General features: G+C 64.4%; 16 protein-coding genes. 6 read left to right on the plus strand and 10 right to left on the minus strand.

The features are described 5' to 3' along the window. Positions 1 to 404 precede the first annotated feature (404 nt). The 10 genes from GA615_RS14505 to dnaK all read right to left on the minus strand — a co-directional run bounded on the left by GA615_RS14505 (position 405) and on the right by dnaK (position 13,694). Positions 405 to 2,855, minus strand: coding sequence for a spermine/spermidine synthase domain-containing protein (locus GA615_RS14505; protein WP_152052028.1), 2,451 nt, complete (start codon positions 2,853 to 2,855; stop codon positions 405 to 407). A gap of 92 nt (positions 2,856 to 2,947) precedes the next feature. Then, positions 2,948 to 3,961 carry a DUF1559 domain-containing protein gene (locus GA615_RS14510; RefSeq protein ID WP_152052029.1) on the minus strand — a complete coding sequence of 338 codons (1,014 nt, stop codon included), beginning with the start codon at positions 3,959 to 3,961 and terminating at the stop codon, positions 2,948 to 2,950. 255 nt (positions 3,962 to 4,216) lie between these two features. Beyond that, positions 4,217 to 5,020, minus strand: coding sequence for a choice-of-anchor M domain-containing protein (locus GA615_RS14515; RefSeq protein WP_161602343.1), 804 nt, complete (start codon positions 5,018 to 5,020; stop codon positions 4,217 to 4,219). Between the two features lie 141 nt (positions 5,021 to 5,161). Continuing rightward, positions 5,162 to 5,974 (minus strand): DUF1559 family PulG-like putative transporter, encoded by an 813-nt coding sequence (locus tag GA615_RS14520; RefSeq protein WP_152052157.1) that lies wholly within the window; start codon positions 5,972 to 5,974, stop codon positions 5,162 to 5,164. A gap of 267 nt (positions 5,975 to 6,241) precedes the next feature. Continuing rightward, positions 6,242 to 6,610, minus strand: coding sequence for a hypothetical protein (locus tag GA615_RS14525; RefSeq protein ID WP_152052030.1), 369 nt, complete (start codon positions 6,608 to 6,610; stop codon positions 6,242 to 6,244). Between the two features lie 301 nt (positions 6,611 to 6,911). Further along, entirely contained in the window at positions 6,912 to 9,572 is a 2,661-nt protein-coding gene (gene clpB, locus GA615_RS14530) for an ATP-dependent chaperone ClpB (protein WP_152052031.1), read from the minus strand. 139 nt (positions 9,573 to 9,711) lie between these two features. Then, the gene (locus GA615_RS14535; protein WP_152052032.1) at positions 9,712 to 10,065 is read right to left on the minus strand and encodes a hypothetical protein; all 354 of its coding nucleotides are present in this window, start codon (positions 10,063 to 10,065) and stop codon (positions 9,712 to 9,714) included. 16 nt (positions 10,066 to 10,081) lie between these two features. After that, positions 10,082 to 10,783, minus strand: coding sequence for a Uma2 family endonuclease (locus GA615_RS14540; RefSeq protein ID WP_152052033.1), 702 nt, complete (start codon positions 10,781 to 10,783; stop codon positions 10,082 to 10,084). A gap of 340 nt (positions 10,784 to 11,123) precedes the next feature. Further along, a complete protein-coding gene (locus tag GA615_RS14545; RefSeq protein ID WP_152052034.1) occupies positions 11,124 to 11,528 on the minus strand; it encodes a hypothetical protein in 405 nt (134 codons plus the stop codon). A gap of 225 nt (positions 11,529 to 11,753) precedes the next feature. Beyond that, a complete protein-coding gene (gene dnaK / locus GA615_RS14550) occupies positions 11,754 to 13,694 on the minus strand; it encodes a molecular chaperone DnaK (protein WP_152052035.1) in 1,941 nt (646 codons plus the stop codon). 499 nt (positions 13,695 to 14,193) lie between these two features. Between dnaK and pheA the strand changes: the two genes are divergently transcribed. The 6 genes from pheA to secG all read left to right on the plus strand — a co-directional run bounded on the left by pheA (position 14,194) and on the right by secG (position 20,647). Then, a complete protein-coding gene (gene pheA, locus GA615_RS14555; protein WP_152052036.1) occupies positions 14,194 to 15,366 on the plus strand; it encodes a prephenate dehydratase in 1,173 nt (390 codons plus the stop codon). Between the two features lie 52 nt (positions 15,367 to 15,418). Further along, on the plus strand, positions 15,419 to 16,072 hold the full coding sequence (locus GA615_RS14560; RefSeq protein ID WP_161602344.1) for a DUF4058 family protein: 654 nt from the start codon (positions 15,419 to 15,421) through the stop codon (positions 16,070 to 16,072). A gap of 143 nt (positions 16,073 to 16,215) precedes the next feature. Then, positions 16,216 to 17,094 (plus strand): class I SAM-dependent methyltransferase, encoded by an 879-nt coding sequence (locus GA615_RS14565; RefSeq protein WP_152052038.1) that lies wholly within the window; start codon positions 16,216 to 16,218, stop codon positions 17,092 to 17,094. 916 nt (positions 17,095 to 18,010) lie between these two features. Continuing rightward, the gene (gene aroF, locus GA615_RS14570; protein ID WP_152052039.1) at positions 18,011 to 19,048 is read left to right on the plus strand and encodes a 3-deoxy-7-phosphoheptulonate synthase; all 1,038 of its coding nucleotides are present in this window, start codon (positions 18,011 to 18,013) and stop codon (positions 19,046 to 19,048) included. Positions 19,049 to 19,205: 157 nt separating this feature from the next. After that, on the plus strand, positions 19,206 to 19,988 hold the full coding sequence (gene tpiA, locus GA615_RS14575) for a triose-phosphate isomerase (RefSeq protein ID WP_152052040.1): 783 nt from the start codon (positions 19,206 to 19,208) through the stop codon (positions 19,986 to 19,988). 122 nt (positions 19,989 to 20,110) lie between these two features. Beyond that, a complete protein-coding gene (secG, locus tag GA615_RS27865) occupies positions 20,111 to 20,647 on the plus strand; it encodes a preprotein translocase subunit SecG (RefSeq protein ID WP_235905438.1) in 537 nt (178 codons plus the stop codon). Positions 20,648 to 20,702: the final 55 nt, after the last annotated feature.

Here is a 20,702-nt window from a genome sequence, read left to right on the forward strand (position 1 = left end):
AGAGGAAACGACAGACTGTCACCGACAATCGAAACCAGGAGAAATGATTCCGATCGCAAGAACCGGATTCGGGAGAAATGCTGACCGCTGATGGCCATTCCTTGCCAGATCGAAACCGGTTCAGTTCCAAAAGCGCCTCAAACAATAGCTTCACTGCGTCACGAACGCAAAAGATTTTTTGATCCCCCCGAATTCTTAAACCACATCACCCGAACACACACACTCGCCCCCGACTTCAATCCCAAACCCAGGAACCTCCCCACCCACACCCCGATCTCAGGAGGACAGCGCCCCGGCGCAGTCCGCAAACCCTTCGCAAAGCTCAATGTCGCCGCTCAAGAAACTCGCACACGTTCAGGTGTTCAACGAAATCACCATTCAACACAAATCATCATCCCTCAGACTCACAACGCTCCGCTTGTCAGTTGCTCCCGCTGCCAGACCCGACGCCGATACATCACGATCCCCTGGTCGCGCGGTTTCGGCTCATCCAGAATTTGGTGGAACGGGAGGCGCCGGAACCGCTGATCGAACAGGTCGAGCAACCGCTCACCCGACAGAAGGCGGTCGTTGCGTTGTCGGATCGGCGCCAGGAACTCCACGCGAGGGTGTTCGTCCGTATTGAGCCGGGTTCCCGGGGCAGGGCGCGGCCAGTCTCCCCCATAAAGGCGGGCCAACGTCTCGGCCGAGTCGAGATACCGCTCGGGATCGTTCCGCGTATCGGTCAGCAACGGCAGAGTGGCATCGACCCGATTCGGGTCAATCGTCAGCGGTGCCTCGGACCCGATCAACGCCAGCATCGCTCGGTCCGACGCAAGCTGACCCCACCAAATCGAGGTGCTGGGAAACACCGAGGCGAAGCTATCCGCAATCATCGTCAGCTCGGTCGCCCCAAGCTGGTAGAGCGGCAACCACAGGCAGAACAGCCCTCCCGGATTGAGCCGCGATCGGGCCAGCCGGAACTGTTCCACCGTGTAGAGATACCCCGCGCGGCTTTCCCAGGGCACGAACAGGTCAGAGATGATCGCGTCGTAGGTCTTCCCCGAGGCAAGCAGGTCGTGCCGGGCGTCGTCGATTCGAATGGTCACCTTTGGATGACCGACCACGCCGAGATTTTCCGGCTCGAAGAAGCGGGCCGTCTCGACCACTTCCGGAATCAACTCGACGATCTCGATCCGATCCACCTGCGGGTGAATCGTCGCCGCCCCCGAGGTCAGCCCCGTTCCCAGCCCCAGAAACAGGACCTCGCGCGGGTCGGGATGCAACAAGAGCGGCAGGTGCCCCTGCCGCAATTCTCTGACGGTCGATCGGCCGGTCGACCCCAGCCCGTAATGCAGGTTTTGCCGCAGAATTCGATTCCCGGAGGCCACCTGAACTACCTCGACCAATCCGTACGCCCCCTCCCAGCCGGCGAGAATCCTGATCCTCGGGTCCGGAGGTAAGGTCCGAACCCGTCCCGGAGCCGTAATCGCAACCCCCCCGAGCCCCACAAGCACCAGAACCACCCCGACGGCGGCCAGCCTCCTCCCCGATCGCACCAGAAGCACAACCGGAATCAGCCCAAAAATCAGCGAAAAGACCACGATCGACGGCCACAGCCCCACGCTCGGCAGAAAGACGACGCTCGCCAGCAACGCTCCCAGCGCCGCGGCCAGCGCGTTGCCGGCCGTCAGCCAACCCACCACCGCACCGCCTCCCATCCCCGAGGCTCCGGCCGCCTTCCAGATCCCCGGCAGGACCGCGCCCAGAACGCTCACCGGCGGCAAGACCACCAGAGCCACCAGCCCGAACACCCCGACCAAATACGCGGTGAATGTTGATCCAAATGTGAACGAGTCCAGATTTGTTAACCCAAGAAACACCGGCACCGAGAGCGAAACGCCCGCCGCTCCCAGCCCGGCCGCGATTCCCAGCAACCGCTCGGCTGACATCCGTCGATGCAACCGAGCCACCGCGGCCGACCCGATCGCCAGACCCGCCAGAAACACCGTCAACACCGCGCCAAACGTATAGGTACTGTTATGAAAAACCAGGGAGAACATCCGGGTGTAAAGAACCTGCAATCCCAGCGTTCCAAACCCCGAAAGCGCTGCCAGAGCCAACCAGAACCCAACCGATCCTTTGGAATCCGTGACGCTTTGCCCAGTCAACACCTCCCGTGCTTCCGACTTCGACTCCACCCCCGATTTCGATTCCTGACCACCCGCGCGCCCCCTGATCGCCATGAGACAGGCGACGATCCCACACCCTCCCGACAGCGCCGCCGCAATCCAGCCACTGCCCCGAACGCCGACGGCGAGCATCAAGACCGCGGTCGTCAACACCACCCCGACCAGTGCTCCGGCCGTGTTCAGCGCATACGCCAGAGCCACCCGCCCCGGCGCCAGGCGCCGATCGGGCGAAAGATGCTCGGCCATGAAGGGCAAGCTCGCCCCCAGGCCCACCGTCGCCGGGAGCAGCAAGCCAAACGCCAGCCCCCATCGAATCAACACTTGTACGACCGGCTCAGGATGAGACAGCCAGGCCGCCCACGAGGATTGCTCGACCGCATCCAGCAGCCTCGGCACCCACGGCACCCATCCCGCCACCACCAGTTCCGCCACGCCGTAACCCAGCAGCGGAATCACCCGCCCCACCCACCGCGCCGCCAGGACCGAACCAATCGCCATCCCCACAAAATAGCACGTCAGCACCACTGCCGCCGAATGCACCGTGTGCCCGAACAAGAGGCCGATCTGCCGCGACCACGACACCTCGTAAATCAGGGCCGCGGCTCCCGAGGTGAACAACAGGGCCAGGACCACGCGGCGATCCGACGCCGATCGTTGCTCCTCAGGCTCGTTTGGCTCGATCATCGGTCTTCGAACACTCCGGGCCGGATTGGGGTCGATGGCGGGCAACGACCGCGGCGTTCCCCATCCGGCTCGGTCGCGGAACGGTCTCGAACTCAGTACTGGTCGGCCGAGACAACCTCGGCACCCTTTCGGGTCGCCAGCGACAGGAAGACGGACTGCGAGATCGAGTCACGAATGAAGTGAACCGATCCGTCGGCGAACAGGAAATTCACACCACCGGGATGCCGGCTCCAGTAATCCTCCGGGTGCGCCCGAGGATGATTCGGCGTCCGGGGAGGGTCCGAAATCCCGACCGTCCCAATCACCATCGAGAAGGCCGGGTGCGGGTACGAGAGGAATCGAGCGTCTCCCCCCTGGCTCGGCGGCGTCTTGTAATTCCAGCCGTGCGGCGTTCGAGCCGTCCAGGTCACCGGCGCGAGGTTGAAGCTCCGCTCGCCCACGGCAATCGTCTGGCTCGTTCCGTCTCGGATGTCCGAGATCCGCGTCCGGCTGTTCATGTAAAAGATCCCCTGACCGTCTTCAGGGCCGATCTCGCCGATTCCATTGCTCCCGATGTAATTCCCCGTGCTCACCTCGGTCAACGTCAGCGAATCGCCCTCGTCCCGAACCGGCACCAGGGCCACCTCGTTGTCCGACGGGCAGATGAACGACGCGACCCGCGCGAGCCGAATCGTCACGTTCGACGGCAAATCGACCGACAGATCGAAATTGATCGCGTCGTAAAGCGGGCCCTGTTCGACCTGATTCAAGATCATACTTCCCCAGGCCCACCCCGGCCAGCCGGCCAGTTCGTCATCCCCGTCCTTGAATCGGGTTCCTGAGAATCCGTGGCCGTCGTGGTCGTCATCATGATCATCGTCGTGGTGATGTTCTTCCTCGAAGTAGGCCGTCCAACCCGGTGGAAACGTGCTGTGATTGGTCTCGTAATTGTGCAACGCGAGCCCGATCTGCTTCAGGTTATTCAGGCACTGCGCCTTCCGTGCCGCCTCTCGTGCCGCCTGCACCGCCGGCAGCAGCAGAGCGATCAGCACCCCGATAATCGCGATGACCACAAGAAGTTCGATCAGAGTAAAGCCGTTTCGTCGAACGGCGAAGGTTTGACTCATCGGGGTTCTCCCGCGCTGATGGAAAGAAACCGCCCGCCTGGGAAGCGATTCACAGGGAACCGGCTGAACTGGTCGTTCCCAACGAACGCTCAGTCTCAACCGGCCCCCTAGCCCGAGGGAGCAGGAAGGTCATAGAATGAGGAAACCGCAGAGCGGTTTGCCGACCGCTCCGCGGCCCCTCGCGTCACTGAGAAATCACACGCGGAGGGAACCGCGGTGTAGAGGGCGTTGTGCGAGTGCCACCTCCCACGCCCTTTACACCGTCTTCGATTCGAACCCCTCGCGGCGCCTTCGCAGCAACGCTGCCCCACCAACGGCGAGCACCCCCATCCCCAGCATCACCAGGCTCGCCGGTTCAGGAATGACTCCGGGTTGACCGGGGAACGAATTCACTCCGACACCGAAGTAGAACGTCGTCGGCGTGCTTCGGATCACTCGACCGTCCAGAAGCGTTCCCGAAGCCTCAAACGTCAGACCGTACAGGCCAAGTTCGCTGAAGGCCCAGTTCGCATGACGATGGCTTCCAAGAGTTAGGTTGATGGCATCACCGCTACTCAGCCCATCCGAGGTCGCCATGAAGACGTTCGGATTGCCGAAAGAATCGGTTGTGAAGAGCGAGAATTCTCCCGGGCCACTAAAACCGACCAGGCTTAGGGTGATGTTGTTGGGATTGAACGTTCCGGTCGGAATCTCCTCGGCCGAGAGTCCAAGCCAGACCAGGCTCGACAGATCGGCCGGTTCATCAAATGGAAGGATATAGACCAGATCGCCGGCCCCAGTTCCGAGGAAATCCCACTGCGCCCCACCAGGCCGGGTCAGTGCCGTATTCGATGGATCGAGATAAAGCAACGCCTCGTCCGTTTCGATCACCGTATCCGTGCCATGAAGATGCCAGTGAAGCTCGAATTCCTCATTCGCGCCATCGTACTCGACATCAACGTCCCAGTGACCGCCGGAGATGATCGTATCGGCGATTGCCACATCCCCAAGGCCCATTGAGAACGCGAAGGCAAGGAGCCCACCTCCCACAACACGAGAAAAAAATCGATGAAAACTCATACGCATCACTCTCCTTTTGGCATTCGTGAGGCTTGACGCTCAAATTCCCGCCGACAACCGTTGCCGGCGGCCGTTCCGACTCACAGGCCGGTCCGGACATCCCCCCGATGCGCCGAGGGGCGTACGGAAGCCGAAGGGCAATCAGCCCTTGCCGGGCTCCGCAAATCGATCTCCTCGCTCAACCCGCTCCTTCAACCGTGATTCCTCGATCGTTTCGACGTGACCATCGGCGTACAGATAATTTGCTGTACCACGATGACGTGAAGGGGCAATCTCGCTTGTCACGTTGGTCCAGTACGTCTGGGGCGGAGTGGGTTGGTGCCAGGTCCCGGAATGGGTATGGTCGCCATAGAGGGTCGTCGCAACTCGACCTTCAAACATTAGAATCGTCCGAGCGGGCGACTTGAGTTCCGCAAGTTGACGGACCCTGAGTCGATCGGCTGGGGTCGATGGCATGGGTCTTCCAAACGCATCGCGCCTCCCCCGCCAGCCCCCATCGAGGTAGTCGTTGTAGGCATAGCTCGTCGAGGTCTTTGGCAGCACCGCGCTGACCATCGTATTGGTCACAGGGTCCAGCACCTGGATCGTCGGATCCTCGGCATCTTGACCCTTGAGCCGCGCCATGCGGTCCGGATCGGACGGGCAGATCCGAATCTCGGAAAGGTTTTGCAGGTACGGCTCAAGCTTGAACACCCAGGATTTGTGGATGTCCCCCGGTGCCGTGTTGTAATGACTCGTCTCGGGGAACCGGCCCTGATTCTTCTCGACAAACATCAACCAGGCCGCTCCAAGCTGTCTCATGTTGTTCTGGCACTGGGCCCTCCGTGCCGACTCGCGCGACCAGACCAGCGCCGGCAGGAGCAACCCCACCAGAATCCCGATAATTGCAATCACCACGAGGAGTTCGACCAGCGTAAACGCCTGGCGACAATCCTCGCGACGAGAAATACGCATAAATGACTCTCCGTAAGATGTCTGGACGCACCCTCAACGCCCGTGTCGAGACAGCCCGCGATGGGGTGTTGCGGTCGGCGCTGGGGCGGATGTGGCGATGGATGCCGAGAAACCCGCGCCCCGAGACGGATGATCGGCTCGGAAGCGGAGGTCGATGGCGTGGGCTTCGGATGCGGCGACGTGAAGCGCAACGCGCACCGAGGCCAAAACCGGTCAGATCGCGCCTTCGCAGAGATGTGGGGCGCGCAGACGCGGTCGGTCAATCTCTCAGGCGAGAGGAGGAGCCCGGTTCCGGGCGAGGGCGGAGGAGAGGCGGGGGAGTGCCGGTGTCAAACAGACCAGATCAGCACCGTGCGCTGCACGCACGACCTCGGTCTGGTCGGCCAGGAGGGCCTGATGGTTCAGGAGGAACGTGCATGAGGGACAATCGCTCACACAAGGAGCAACACCAGCAACATCCCAGGACGATTGATCGTTGCCGTTCTCGTGGTGATCATCCCCGCAGGTCTCTGCGGAAGTGTGCCCGCCGACCGCTGGCAATTCCCCATGCGGGGCGTGGATTCCCTGCGCCAACACCACCGCGAGGCAGTAGAGGCAGGCGACCCACCAGCGTTGTCGAATCAGGCGATCACTCATGAAGAAGATTCGAGCCCGACGATCCGATGTTCAGGAAGATGTCCCAGTCACACGTTGCGGAATGGACCTATAGTGTTCCGATGCAACAGACCCTGTCAAGCGTTTTTCCCATCATGTTGCGTCGATCGTGCGGCCCACGCAACGGGTCCGCCGTCTCGCCATCGGCAACGAGCAACGGCCGGTCATCCACCACCCGCGAAGCGGTCTGACCGCTCGCTCCCTCCGCGCGCGGCTTGACCCGGACGACCGGCGAGCCGTCCGGGCCGAGCACTTATTTCGCGGAATTCTTCCGCAACGTGGCTCAGGCTTCCGCCGGAGCCTCGGTGGCGGCGGGGCTGAAGGTGAAGCGTTCACCGGCCTCGTCCCAGTCGATCTGAAGGGTCGACCCCTTGGCGATCGAACCGTCGAGCAGACCGGTGGCAATCGGGTTCGCCAGGCGGCTCTGGATCACCCGCTTGAGCGGTCGAGCGCCGAAGGTCGGGTCGAAGCCTTCCTCGGCCAGTTGCCACTTCGCCTTGGGCGTGACCTTCAACGACAAGCCTGCCTCGGTCAACAGGTGTTCAAGCCTTCGAAGCTGGATGTCGACGATCTGCGTCAGCTCGCTCATGCCGAGCGGGTGGAAGATCACCGTCTCGTCGATCCGGTTGAGGAACTCCGGCAGGAACTCGCGGCGAAGGACCTCACGGACGGCGGCCTTCATCTCGTCCTCGCGGTCGGCCCCGGCCAGCTCGGCAATCGCCTGGCTGCCAAGGTTACTGGTCATGATGATGACCGTGTTCCGGAAGTCGACCGTCCGCCCGTGGCCGTCGGTCAGGCGGCCATCGTCGAGGACCTGGAGCAAGACGTTAAACACGTCTCGATGCGCCTTCTCGACCTCATCGAGCAGGATCACCGAGTACGGCCGTCGACGGATCGCCTCGGTCAACCGGCCCCCTTCCTCATAGCCGACATAGCCGGGAGGGGCACCGATCAGACGGGCGACGTTGTGCCGCTCGCCGTATTCACTCATATCAATGCGCACCATCGCCTGCTCGCTGTCGAACAGGAACTCGGCCAGTGCCTTGGCCAGTTCGGTCTTGCCCACGCCGGTCGGGCCGAGGAACAGGAACGAGCCGATCGGCCGGTTCGGGTCCTGCAACCCGGCCCGGGCGCGTCGCACGGCCTCGGAGACAGCGTGTACGGCCTGCTCCTGATTCACCAAACGCTGGTGGATATGATCCTCCAGCTTCAAGAGCTTTTCCCGCTCGGTGGCGAGCATCCGGCTCACCGGAATGCCGGTCCACTGGCTGACGACCTCGGCGATCTCCTCGGCATCGACCTCGTCCTTGAGCAATCGGCGGCCCTCCTGGGCCTGGCCGTCGGCCTCGGCGTTCGCCTCGCTCTCGCCGATCCGGCGCTCCAGTTCCTTGCGTTCGGCGTCGAGCTGGGCCAATGCCCGGTAGCGGTCCTCTCCGGGGAGCTCGCCCCGCTGCTGCATCTGGCGGAGTTCGTCGTAGGCGCGGCCGAACTCGATCTGGATCTGCGCCAGCCGCTCCCGCATGCCGTGGATGTCGCCGAGCCCCGACTTCTCCAGCTCCCACTGGCGGCGGAGGTCCTGGAGCTGCCGCTCGATGTCGGCGATCTGGTCCTCGATCTCGGCCAGGCGTTCCTGGGCGTGTTCTTCGTGTTCTCCCTGGAGCATCCGCTCGGCCAGTTGCAGTTGCAAGAGTTTTCGCTGGAGCATGTCGATCTCGGTCGGCACCGACTGCTGCTCCATCGACAACCGGCTCGCCGCCTCGTCCACCAGGTCGATCGCCTTATCCGGCAAGAACCGATCGGTGATGTATCGGTCCGACAGCTTCGCCGCCGCCACAAGTGCCGAATCCTTGATCTTGACTTTGTGGTGAACTTCGTAACGTTCTTTCAACCCTCGGAGGATCGAAATCGTGTCCTCGACCGTCGGCTCACCCACGAACACAGGCTGGAATCGGCGTTCCAGGGCCGGGTCCTTCTCGATGTGCTGGCGGTACTCATCGAGCGTCGTCGCCCCCACGCAGCGCAGCTCGCCGCGGGCGAGTGCCGGCTTGAGCAGGTTCGCGGCGTCCATCGCGCCGTCGGCCTTGCCGGCCCCGACGACCAGGTGCAGCTCGTCGATGAACAGGATGACCTTCCCCTCGGAGCTGGTCACCTCCTTCAGGACAGCCTTGAGCCGGTCCTCGAACTCTCCTCGGTACTTCGTCCCGGCGATCAAGGCCCCCATGTCCAGGGCGATGAGCTTGCGGTCTTTCAAGGTTTCCGGCACGTCTCCCGAGACGATTCGCTGCGCAAGCCCTTCGATGATCGCCGTCTTGCCCACGCCCGGCTCACCGATCAACACCGGGTTGTTTTTTGTCCGACGGCTCAACACCTGAACCACGCGGCGGATCTCGGAATCGCGGCCGATGACCGGGTCGATCTTCCCTTGCCGGGCCAGCTCGACGAGGTCCCGGCCGTAGCGTTCGAGTGCCTGATATTTGTCTTCCGGGTTCGGATCGGTCACGGCCTGCCCTCCTCGAACGTTTTGCAAGGCTTTCAGCACATCTTGCTCGGTCACTCCCAGGGCCGCTAGCACCTCGTGGGCGCGGCTCTTGACCTTGCAAAGCCCAATCAAGAGATGCTCGACCGAGACATACTGATCTTTCATCCGGTCGGCTTCGGCCTGCGCGGCGTCGAAGACCTGGGCCAGTTCGGGGCTCAGGGTCTGGTCGCCTCCAGAGACCTTGGGCAGGGCGTCGAGCCCCTGATCGACCGCTTTTTTCAGTTGCGCCGGATTGACCCCGAGGTGCTGCAGGATCGACTTGACCACCACTTGATCCGGGTCGAGCAGGGCAGCCAGCAGGTGCATCGGCACCAGCCGCTGATGCCCTTGCTCGCGGGCGATCCCCTGAGCTTGCTGCACCGCCTCCTGGCTCTTGAGGGTCAGTTTCTCAAATCGCATCGCCATGATCGTCCTCCCTTCCCCCACCTTCGGGCCGGCATCGGCCCGAGCGTCATATGGAATTCTCTCGAACCATCAGTTCGTTCATGACACTACGACGCCAACCACCGAATCGTTCGCCTTCAATGCCCCTGAAATGGGTGATTCAACCGTCGGATTCCAGCAATCCGGCCGGCACGTCGCGCGGCCAGTCGAAGCGCAAGCATTGCTCCAGCGCCTCGGCCCACGCGCGGTCGGGATCGGCCTCGGGATACGGCACATGCCAGCCGCCGCCGGGCATGCCGGTATCTTTGCGAACAACCAGGGCCGCCAGGTCGGGCAAGCCCGCTCGTCGGCAACGTTCGGACAGGGGAATGAGCAACTGCCGATGCAGGTGCCTCCGGTTCAACGGCGGCCCCACCCGCCCCGCCAGCTCGGTATAGGTGACCGTCCTGCCCATCTGCACCGCCTCCCTCAGGACCGGCCAGGAGCGTCGGATCAAGGCGTCGAGGTCGGTCATGGCCTGGTCTCGATGCTCAGCCGGCCGGGTTCCCGAGGATCGGATTGATCAGTCGATGCGGGCTCGGCAACGGGTCTTCCCAGAGCCACGAGACGTCGAGCCAGAAGCCCGGCACCGCCGAGGACTCCCACCGGTCCGACCTGAGCCGAACCGTCTCGTACTCCTCTCCGGCCAACCGCTCGACGATCAGGACCTTGTCCCGATCGTCGACAAAGACGATCTCCGGGAGCCTTGCCTCACGGTAAATCTGCGCCTTGCGCTTCAGGTCGTGCGAGCGGTTGCCGGGCGAGAGAATCTCGACGACCAGGACGGCCGCCCCCATCGCCAACCCTTGAGGGGGAAGCGGTTCCACACCGACCGGCGCGACGAAAACGTCCGGCTCAAGATCACGCCCTGGCGCGACCCGTAGTACCGCCGGCCCCATCCCGACCTTACCGAGGTCGCGTGCGTCACAGAAGCACGACAGAAGCACATACCAGAACCCGACAAAGTCCTGATGACGCCAGGTCACGGGAGAGGGCATGTACACGACCCCATCAATGAGTTCGCAATAGCGATTCTCGGGGGCGAACCGGAAGAAGTCTTCCTCGGTCTGGTCCTCGATCGTGACCATCGCGTCCGCCGAGATCGACGAGCGGTCGTACCAGCATTCCGGGAGCGTGGGCTCCACCTCCGGATGCCTCAGGCGATCGACGTCCGTTTCGGTTCGGGATGCCATCACCCTGTCCTCCCGGTCACTTGGGGTCGATCTCTCGGACAGACCGAATCGGCGGGTCAGGGGCCGGCTTCGTCCTCGACCTCGTCTTGCAGGCCCCGGATGAAGGACGTGAAGTCCTCCACGATGATCGTGATCGTGTCATCACCCTCCTGATCAACCTGCACGACCTTCAGCTCGCTGCCCGGTCCGAACCAGCCGATCCTCTGACGAATCGGCCCTGGTCCTGCTGCCGGGCGTCGTGGTCATTCCTCCGGAACAGGTCGATCCGAGGTCGAAGCCATTGAAGAACGTGCTCATCAACGAAGCTCCTCGCACGACGCCGACCCAAACCGACCTTCGTTCAGAAGAACGGCTCATCCGGCCAGTCGAAATCGCGGGCGATCCGGTAGCGCTCGAACCAGAACCGCACGTCTTCCGCCTCGGCCTCGGAGCGGGTCACGTAGATCTCCCACCAGGCGGCTGAGGGGCGGAGCAGCTCTCCCGAGTCGCTCCGCTTGGGCTTCTGGATGACCAGGGCCGCCAGGTCGGGCTTGTCGTGTTCGATGCAGGCGGCCTGGATCGGCTTGAGCCGGCGGGCGAACACGGTGCGGGGCGATTCCTTGATCGACAGTTCCTCGCCGCAGCGTCGGCAGAGGTCATCGTAGGTGATCCAGCCGCCTCGCTTGCCGTTGCGAGCATCTTCGGCCAACTCGCGAGCCATTTTCACGAGCAAGGGGTAAACCGGCCGGGCATCGTCAAGAACCATCGCCATCCTCCCGGAATCGGGGCAACGAAGCTCGGCTCCAGGGTCTCGGGTGGAGCCGGGCAGGGGGGTGGGTGCGGTCAAGCCTTGCAAGCCCATTGAGCCGGGCGGCGTCGGCGGCGCCCCGATGGCCGCCGAATGGCTCCGGGGTCGCCGCGTCCGTCCCCCGGCCATGCCAGGGCGATCGGATCGGCGACCCCGCCGGGGTCAGTGTCACGGAACCTTCCGTCACTTCTTCTCTTCGAACTCGACGTCGATGACGTCTTCGCCCTGGCCGCCCGCATGGGCGCCGTCACCGCCAGGGGCCTGGCCGGCGTCGCCACCGGCCGCGCCGGCGGCTCCGGCCTCGGCCCCGGTGGCTCCCGAGGCGGCGTACAGGTGCTCGGACATCGCCCGGCTGGCCTGCATCAGGTTATCAATGGCCGACCGGATCGTCGCCGGGTCGTCCGAGCCTTTCACCTCGTTGACCTTGGCGATGGCCGCCTGCACGGCCGAGACGTCGGCCTCGGAGAGCTTCTCCTTGTTCTCGGAGATGAGCTTCTCCATGCGGTAGACGTGCTGCTCGGCCTCGTTGCGGGCCTCGGCCAGCTCGCGACGGCGCTTGTCGTCGGCAGCGTGGCTTTCGGCGTCGCGGCGCATCTTTTCGATCTCGTCCTGGCTCAGGCCGCCGGACGACTGGATCGTGATCTTCTGCTCCTTGTTCGTCCCTTTGTCTCGGGCCGAAACATTGAGGATGCCGTTGGCGTCGATGTTGAACGTCACCTCGATCTGAGGCACGCCCATCGGCGCCGGCGGAATGCCGTCGAGGTTGAACTCGCCGAGCAGGCGGTTGTCGCCCGCCATCGGCCGTTCCCCCTGGTAGACCTTGATCGTCACGGCCGACTGGTTGTCGTCGGCGGTGGTGAAGGTCTCTTTCTTCTCGGTCGGAATGGTCGTGTTCCGGGGGACCAACACGGTCATCACGCCCCCCTTCGTTTCCAGGCCGAGCGACAGCGGGGTCACGTCCAGCAAGAGCAGATCCTTGACGTCTCCGGTCAGGACCGCACCCTGGATGGCCGCGCCGATGGCCACGACCTCGTCGGGGTTGACCCCCTTGTGCGGTTCCTTGCCGAAGATGTCCTGAACGATCTGCTGGATGCGGGGCATCCGGGTCGAGCCGCCGACGAGCACCACCTCGTCAATGTCGCTGGCCTTCAAGCCGGCGTCTTGCATGGCCTTGTTGACCGGCCCCTTGCAGCGCTCGAACAGCTTGTCGGTGAGCTTCTCGAACTCGGCCCGGCTGATGCTCATCGTCAGGTGCTTCGGCCCGGTCTGATCGGCCGTGATGAACGGCAGGTTGATGTCGGCCTGCGCCTGGAACGAGAGGTCTTTCTTGGCCTTCTCGGCCGCCTCCTTCAGGCGTTGCAGGGCCATCTGGTCCTTGCGGAGGTCGATGCCTTGCTCGCGCTGGAACTGATCGGCGATGTGGTGGATGAGCGCCTCGTCCCAGTCGTCGCCGCCGAGGTGCGTGTCGCCGTTGGTCGAGAGGACCTCAAACACGCCGTCGCCGACGTCCAGAATCGAGATGTCGAACGTGCCGCCGCCGAGGTCGAAGACGGCGATCTTTTCATTCTTCTTCTTGTCGAGCCCATAGGCCAATGCCGCGGCCGTCGGCTCGTTGATGATTCGCGCCACTTCGAGGCCGGCGATCTGCCCGGCGTCCTTGGTCGCCTGGCGCTGGCTGTCGTTGAAGTAGGCCGGCACGGTGATCACGGCCTTGCGAACCTTGTGGCCCAGATAGCTTTCGGCCGCTTCCTTCAGCTTGCGAAGGATCAACGCCGAGATTTCCGGAGGCGTCTGGTCCTTGCCGCCCGACTGAACCCGGACGTAATCGCTCTCGCCGCCGGTGATCTCGTAGGGGACCATCCGCTCCTCGCCCTTGACCTCGCTATGGCGACGGCCCATGAAGCGCTTGATGGAGTAGATCGTCCCCTTCGGATTGGTGATCGCCTGCCGCTTGGCCGGCTCGCCCACAAGGGTTTCGCCCTTGGTGGTAAATGCGACGACCGACGGGGTGATCCGGCTGCCTTCCTGATTGGCGATCACCGTCACGTCGCCGCCTTCCATCACGGCGACGACGCTGTTGGTCGTGCCCAGGTCGATCCCGATAATCTTTTCACCTTCTGCCACGTCGCTGCTCCTTTCCCGAGTGATCCGCCCCAAGGCTCCGGCCGGACCTCAAAACAGTCCGCCCGCTCCCCCGTCCTTCCGCCCCAGAGTCACATCCCGGGCGCTCAGGCGGGCAATATGTTCGGATTCCTAACGCAAGCGGTGTACCATTGCTTCGAGCAACTCGACGGCGGAGCAACGCAAGCTCCTGAAAGCAAAGATGTTCCGGCGAGGTTTACCATCCGGAACCCACCAGAAACTCGTCCGACAAGCGCCGAAATGGCAGGCTCGATTCCGGGCCCCATCTCCAGGACCTGCCGATTTGGCAGAACCCCTCCGACGACCCGACCGCGACCTTGACCAGCTCGATTGTATTCGAAGACGCTCGGGGGCGAAAGCGGCCGGAGAGAATTCGCTTGACATCCCCCCGACCCCCTTGTAATCACTTGCAATCCATTCGAGTGAAGTCCCCGCCTCCCCGCCCCTCCTCGGGGCCGACCGCTCGCCGACGAGACTCCCGATGCCGACGAAGCCCAAAGGCGACCCGTCCCCCGACGCCACCCAACGCCGGGGGAAAGGACGTGTCGACGCCCGACGCGCCCCCACTCTGGCCAGCCTGCGAGCCGAGATTGATCGGATCGACAAGGAACTCGTGGGCCTCCTGAACCGTCGCGCCGAGATCGCCGCGCAGATCGGCCAGGTCAAGGAACGTGACGGCCTCGAAGTCTGGTCCCCCGCCCGTGAGGAAGAGGTCATCGCCAGGGCCCTGGCTCACAGCAATGGACCCTTGCCCGCCCAGACCATCCGCCTCATCTTCCGAGAGTTGATGAGCGGTTCTCGGTCCATTCAGCGCAGTCTCCGCGTGGCCTGCCTCGGCCCCAAATATAGTTACAGCCACATCGCCTCGATCGCCAAGTTCGGCAACGCTGTCGAGCATGTCCCCGTCGGCTCGATCGCCGCCGTCTTCGAGGAGGTCAACCGCCGTCACGTTCAGTTCGGCCTCGTCCCCCTGGAGAACTCGACCGACGGCCGCATCTCCGACACCCTGGAGATGTTCACCCGCCACGCGGGTTTGAAGATCCGCGCCGAGGTCAAGCTGCGGATTCACCACTGCCTGCTCGGCAAGACCCCCTGGGCCGACGTCCGCCGCGTCTACTCGAAGGCCCAGGCCCTGTCGCAGTGCCGCCACTGGCTGAGCAAGAACTTGCCCCAGGCGTCGCTCGTCGAGGTCGTCTCCACCGCCCACGCCGCCGAGATCGCCCAGCGCGAGCAGTTTTCCGCCGCCATCGCCAGCCGAACCGCCGCCGACGCCTACGACCTCGACGTCCTGGCCGAAAACATCGAAGACCAGCTCTACAACGTCACTCGCTTCGCCGTCATCGCCGAGCAGTCCGAGGCCCCCACCGGCCGCGACAAGACCACCCTCTTGCTCCGCATCTCCAACCAGGCCGGTGCCCTCTCCAAGGTCCTCTCACCGTTCGAAAAAGGCGGCCTGAACCTGACGATGATCGAGTCCTTCCCCGTCTCCGCCGAGAGCATCCCCGGCGCCGACCCTTCGTATCTCTTCTTCCTCGATGTCGAAGGCCACGCCGACGACCCGAACGTCTCCAAGGTCCTCGACACCGTCCGCAAGCGCTGCGAACGCCTCTCCATCCTCGGCTCCTACCCCCGCGGCGACTGCGTCGAGAGCTGACGCTGGCAATGCCAGGGGGCAACCCCCTCTCGCCCCCGGAAGCTTCCGACTCATGAAACGCCCCTTCCCCGGCATGGACCCGTACCTGGAGACCTGCTGGGGAGACGTGCGAGCGTCCGTGCTCGTCTATGGAAGCGACGCGCTCAACACCGGATTGCCGGACGATCTCCGAGCCCGGATCGATCATCGCGAGTGGATCGGCGACGACGAGATCCATCGGAGTCGTTACCTGAAAATCTTCCAGGACGACGGCCGCGTGATCACAACGGTCGAGTTCTTCGGCCCTCAGGACAAACAGCCCGGTCCCCTCCGCGATTGGCTCCGCCGCGATCAGGCCGAACGATTTGCGCTCGGGATCAATCAGCTCCAGATCGACTTGCGACGGGAGGGCGATCGAGGCCCTCTGTTCGATCGCTTCGTTCCCGACCCGGATCGCTCGGTCTACCTGGCAAGCATCTGGAGAGCCAGCGTACCCTCCTCTCCCGTGCTTCTCCGCCTTTCACTCCAAGAACGCCTCCCCATCCTCCCCATCCCCCTCCGTGAACACGATCCCGACGTCCCGCTCGGCCTCCAGGCCCTCATCGATCAGGTCTACGAGAACGCCGAGTACGACGACATCGACTACCGCGCCGAACCCGTCCCCCCCCTCTCCGGCGAAGACGCCGCCTGGGCCGACGGCCTCCTCCGCGGCCGAGGGCTCCGCTAGACAAGACGGGCCCAATCGACGATAGAACACAGAGCAAACGCGAGCAGACCGGCCGAGACGCCCAGGAGGGCTTCGGTGCCCGGCCGATCCGATCCAAGCCGCGATCGCTCCTCTACCATCGCCTTCGGGAAGGAACCCGCCTTATGGCCGACGTCCTGGAGTCGTCTCCCCGTTCCTCCGCCACCCGTCCCTCGGCCGTTCACTCGCGCGAGGCTCCCGCCCCCCAGCCCCCCCGATGGGACCACGACGCCGAGATCCAGCAGATCCGCGTCCTCTGGGAGCGTCAAAAACGCGAGGACACCATCTCCGGCGTCCTTGGCACCGACTTCGCCTACTCCGCCGCCCACATCGAACAGGATGTCCCCCTCCGCCGCCGCCTCCGAGTGCTCGACCAGATCACCCCGCTCCTGCACGGCCGCGTCTTCGAGTGGGGATGCCAGCACGCGATCGACTCCTGCGTCTACCGCCTCCGCCTCGGCGACGCCCTGGAGCTGCACGGCGCCGACCTCTACCCGCCCGGCCCCTTCCACGTCCTGCACCAGTTTAGCGGCTTGCAGTACCGGCAGCTCGAACACCCCGTCTTCATGCCCTATCCCGACGGGTTCTTCGACGTCATCACCTCCAACGGCGTCCTCGAACACGTCGCCGACGACGCCACCTCGCTGTTCGAAATCGCCCGCATCCTCCGGCCCGGCGGCACCTTCGTCATCACCTGCCTACCGCACCGCTTCAGCTACACCGAGGCCCTCCAGCGCACTCTGAGGCACAACGCCCACGACCGCCTGTATACCATCCCATCGACCACCACCATCCTCCAGGCCGCCGGCTTCCAGGTCGTCGACGCCGGCTTCGCCTTCGTCCTGCCGACGATGCTCTACGGCTTCCCCCGCTGGCTCCAGACCGCTTTCAACCGCCTCGACCGCCCCCTCTACCGGCTCAACGCCCTGCTCGAACAGGTCTGGCCCCTGAAACTCCTCGCCAGCAACCTCTGGCTCGTCGCCCGTAAAACATCCCCCGCCTAACTCGCCCCCTTTTTGGCCGCCCTTTCCCCTCGATTTCGTGTGACCAAAATTCCTCGATTTCCCGATGATTTCGTCGGCCGATCTTCCTGTGGCACTCAGCCCTGGAGCCATCCCCAGCACTCGTTCCTCGATGTTTTCCCCGTTGTGCAACCACCACTCGGCGGTTTCCGAACGATCCCGAACGTCCCTGGCTTCCTCCGTGTGTTCCTCGCACCAAATGATCGCCCCTCTGCACCAACCCAACACCGAAACACCCACCACGATTGACACCACCCACCATTCCATGCCGCCAATCCCCTCGCGCTCACCAACGCAACATCCCCTCCGCCCAACTCCCTGGGTGCGCCTTCGCCCTCCCTCCGATTCCCGAAACGAACCTCCCCTCCTCACCGCAACTTCTTTCCTCACAAGAACTTTCCACCAAACCCCCGTCCCATTTCCAGCGCACCCGACGGCGCACCAGGCCGCGCACCCGACAGCGCACCGCCGCATCCCCTCCCATCCTTATCCCTCCTCTCCACCTCCCCATCCTCCCCTCTCATCCGTGTTCCATCCGTGTTTCATCCGTGGCTCCAATCCCTCCCCCCCGATTCCCGAAACGAACCGAACCCGCTCGCCACAACTGATTTCCCCGCAACACAAAACCACTCCCTCCCCGGGGCGCCAAATTGCGCACCCAGGGGCGCACCCAACAGCGCACCGCGACCGGTGGGGCATGCGCGGCTCACACCCTTGTCCCGATCCAACCGTTTCCAGGCTCGGCTTTGCACTTCCGTTGCCCGAATCGGTCCGGTACACTGTGACGTTTCCACACCCGAGTCGGGGAGGGTGCGCCACGCACCCAGGTCCATCGGCTCAACCGACCGTGCCGCAGCCACCACGAGTCCGCATCGATCGAGCCGGAGATCCGAGGCCGATGATCATTGTCCTGAAGCCGCAGCCGACCCCCGACCAGATTCAGCATGTCCTGGAGCGGATCGAAGAACTCGGATTCCAACCTCATCTCAGCCAAGGGGTCTCCCGCACCATCATCGGCGTCATCGGCGACGAGCGGAAACTCGAAGCCACCCCCTTGCAGGCGATCGACGGCGTCGAGCAGGTCATCCCCGTCCTCAAGCCGTTCAAGCTCGCCAGCCGAGAGTTCCGGCCCGAGCCCTCAGTGATCGAGGTCAAGGGAATTCGGATCGGTGGCGGCCACCTTGGCATCATCGCCGGCCCCTGTGCCATCGAGTGCGAGGAATCGCTGTTCGGCATCGCCGAGGCCGTCCGCAACGCCGGGGCCAACATCCTCCGCGGCGGCGCCTTCAAGCCCCGCACCAGCCCCTACAGCTTCCAGGGGATGGGCGAAGACGGCCTGAAGCTCTTGAAGGCCGCTGGCGAGCGGTTCGGCATGCCCACCATCACCGAGGTGATGGACCCCCGCCAGATCGACCTCGTCTGCGAATACGCCGACATGCTCCAGATCGGCGCCCGCAACATGCAGAACTTCGACCTGCTCAAGGAGATCGGCCGTACCGACAAGCCGGTCATGCTCAAGCGAGGCATGAGCGCCACCGTCAAAGATCTGCTCATGTCGGCCGAGTACATCATGTCGCAAGGGAACCACAAGGTCATCCTCTGCGAACGCGGCGTCCGCAGCTTCGAGGACTCGACCCGCAACATGATGGACCTCTCGGCCATCCCCAACGCCCAGGGCCAGAGCCACCTGCCGATCATCGCCGACCCGAGCCACGCGACCGGCCGGCCCGACCTGATTCCGGCCATGGCCCGCGCCTCGGTCGCCGCCGGGGCTGACGGCGTCCACATCGAGGTCCACACCTGCCCCGAAAAGGCCCTCTCCGACGGCCCGCAGGCCCTCTTGCCCGACCAGTTCGCCGCCCTCGTCGACGACCTCCGCCGCCTGGCCGACGTCCTCGGCCGCACGGTCGATTCGTGCGAGAGCCTGGCCGTCTGATCCGATTCGAAACGCCAGGGTGGCTGGGGTCATCTTGACCCCAGGCTCCCACCCGCCCAGGACGCCGACGCTGGGGTCGGGACGACCCCAGCCACCCCGAAACAAATCACCCGCAACGTCTTTCACCGCAACCCCTTAACGCCCGGGACTCCGCCTGATGCGACCCTTGTTCATCGCCGGCAACTGGAAGATGAACCCCTCGACCGAGGCCGACGCCGTCGCCCTGGCCGAAGCCGTCAAGGAAGGCGTCGGCCAGGACCACGCCGTCCGCGTCGCCGTCTGCCCCCCCTCGGTTTTCCTGCACCGGATCGACGCCGCCCTGGCCAACTCCCCCATCGGCCTCGGCGGTCAGAACATGCACCCGGAGCCCTCGGGGGCCTACACCGGCGAGCTCTCCGGCGCCATGCTCAACGACGTCGGCTGCACCCACGTCATCCTCGGCCATAGCGAGCGACGGCATGGTCTCGGAGAAACCGACGCCTTCATCAACCAGAAGCTCCACGCCGCCCTGAAGATCGGCCTCATCCCCATTGTCTGCATCGGCGAGACCCTCGACGAACGGGAAGGGGACCGCACCGAGGCCGTCGTGGCCGAACAGCTCGACGGCTCGCTTGCCGGGTTGGAACCCGAGCAGATGGCCGGCGTCGTCCTGGCGTATGAGCCCGTCTGGGCCATCGGCACCGGCAAGACCGCCAGCCCCGAACAGGCCCAGGACGTCCACGCCTTCATCCGGGCTCGACTGACCGACCGCTTCGGCGAAGCGATCGCCGCCCGGGTCGTCATCCAATACGGGGGGAGCGTCAAGCCCGACAACGCCGCCGACCTGCTCATCCGTCCCGACATCGACGGCGCCCTGGTCGGTGGGGCCAGCCTCAAGGCCGCCGACTTCCTCGGCATCATCGAGGCCGCCCGCACCGTCACCCAGGCCGGCAAGGCGTGACCTGAGCGAACCATTCATTCCCCCTCCCGTCGGACTCGGCCCGGCCGGGTCCAACGGGGCCACCGATTGCTTGCTGCTCGTCGCCGATCGTCCCGATCGATCCCTTTGCGAGGTCCCCGACTGTGGAAATCCTGCCTTATGTGATCAGCAGCCTCATCGCGCTGGTCGTCTGCACCTTCCTCGGCTACCTGTTGCCGCAGTGGCTGACCTACATCCTGATCGGCCTCGTCTCAGCCCTCATGATCGGCCTGGTCCTGATCCAGCGCGGTCGAGGGGGCGGACTGGCCGGGGCCTTCGGCGGCGTCGGCGGATCGAGCGCCTTCGGCACCCGGGCGGGCGACGTCTTTACCCGCATCACCATTGTCACCGCCTCGGTCTGGATCGCCCTGAACATGGGCCTGGTCGTCAACGCCAACGTCTCCCGAACCACCCAGCAGCAGCCCGGCGGCCAGTTCCTACCGGAAGGTGTTCTCGACACCACCACCGACAGCACCCCGGTCCCCGATTTTGATGCCGACGCCGACGCCGACACCGACCCGCTCGGCCTCGACCTGGGCACGTCCGACTTGCCCCCGACCCCCGGCGCCGCCGACAGCGAACCGGCCACGCCGACGCCGACCCCGGCTCCCGCTCCGACTCCGGCCCCCGAGTCGAACTGACGTGACGGACATGACGCCCCTCGCGCCGCCTTCGGCCCGTCGGTTCCTCGGCACC

Origin of the sequence: Tautonia marina (genome assembly GCF_009177065.1) — a bacterium.
In the GTDB taxonomy this organism is placed as follows: Bacteria; Planctomycetota; Planctomycetia; order Isosphaerales; family Isosphaeraceae; genus Tautonia; species Tautonia marina.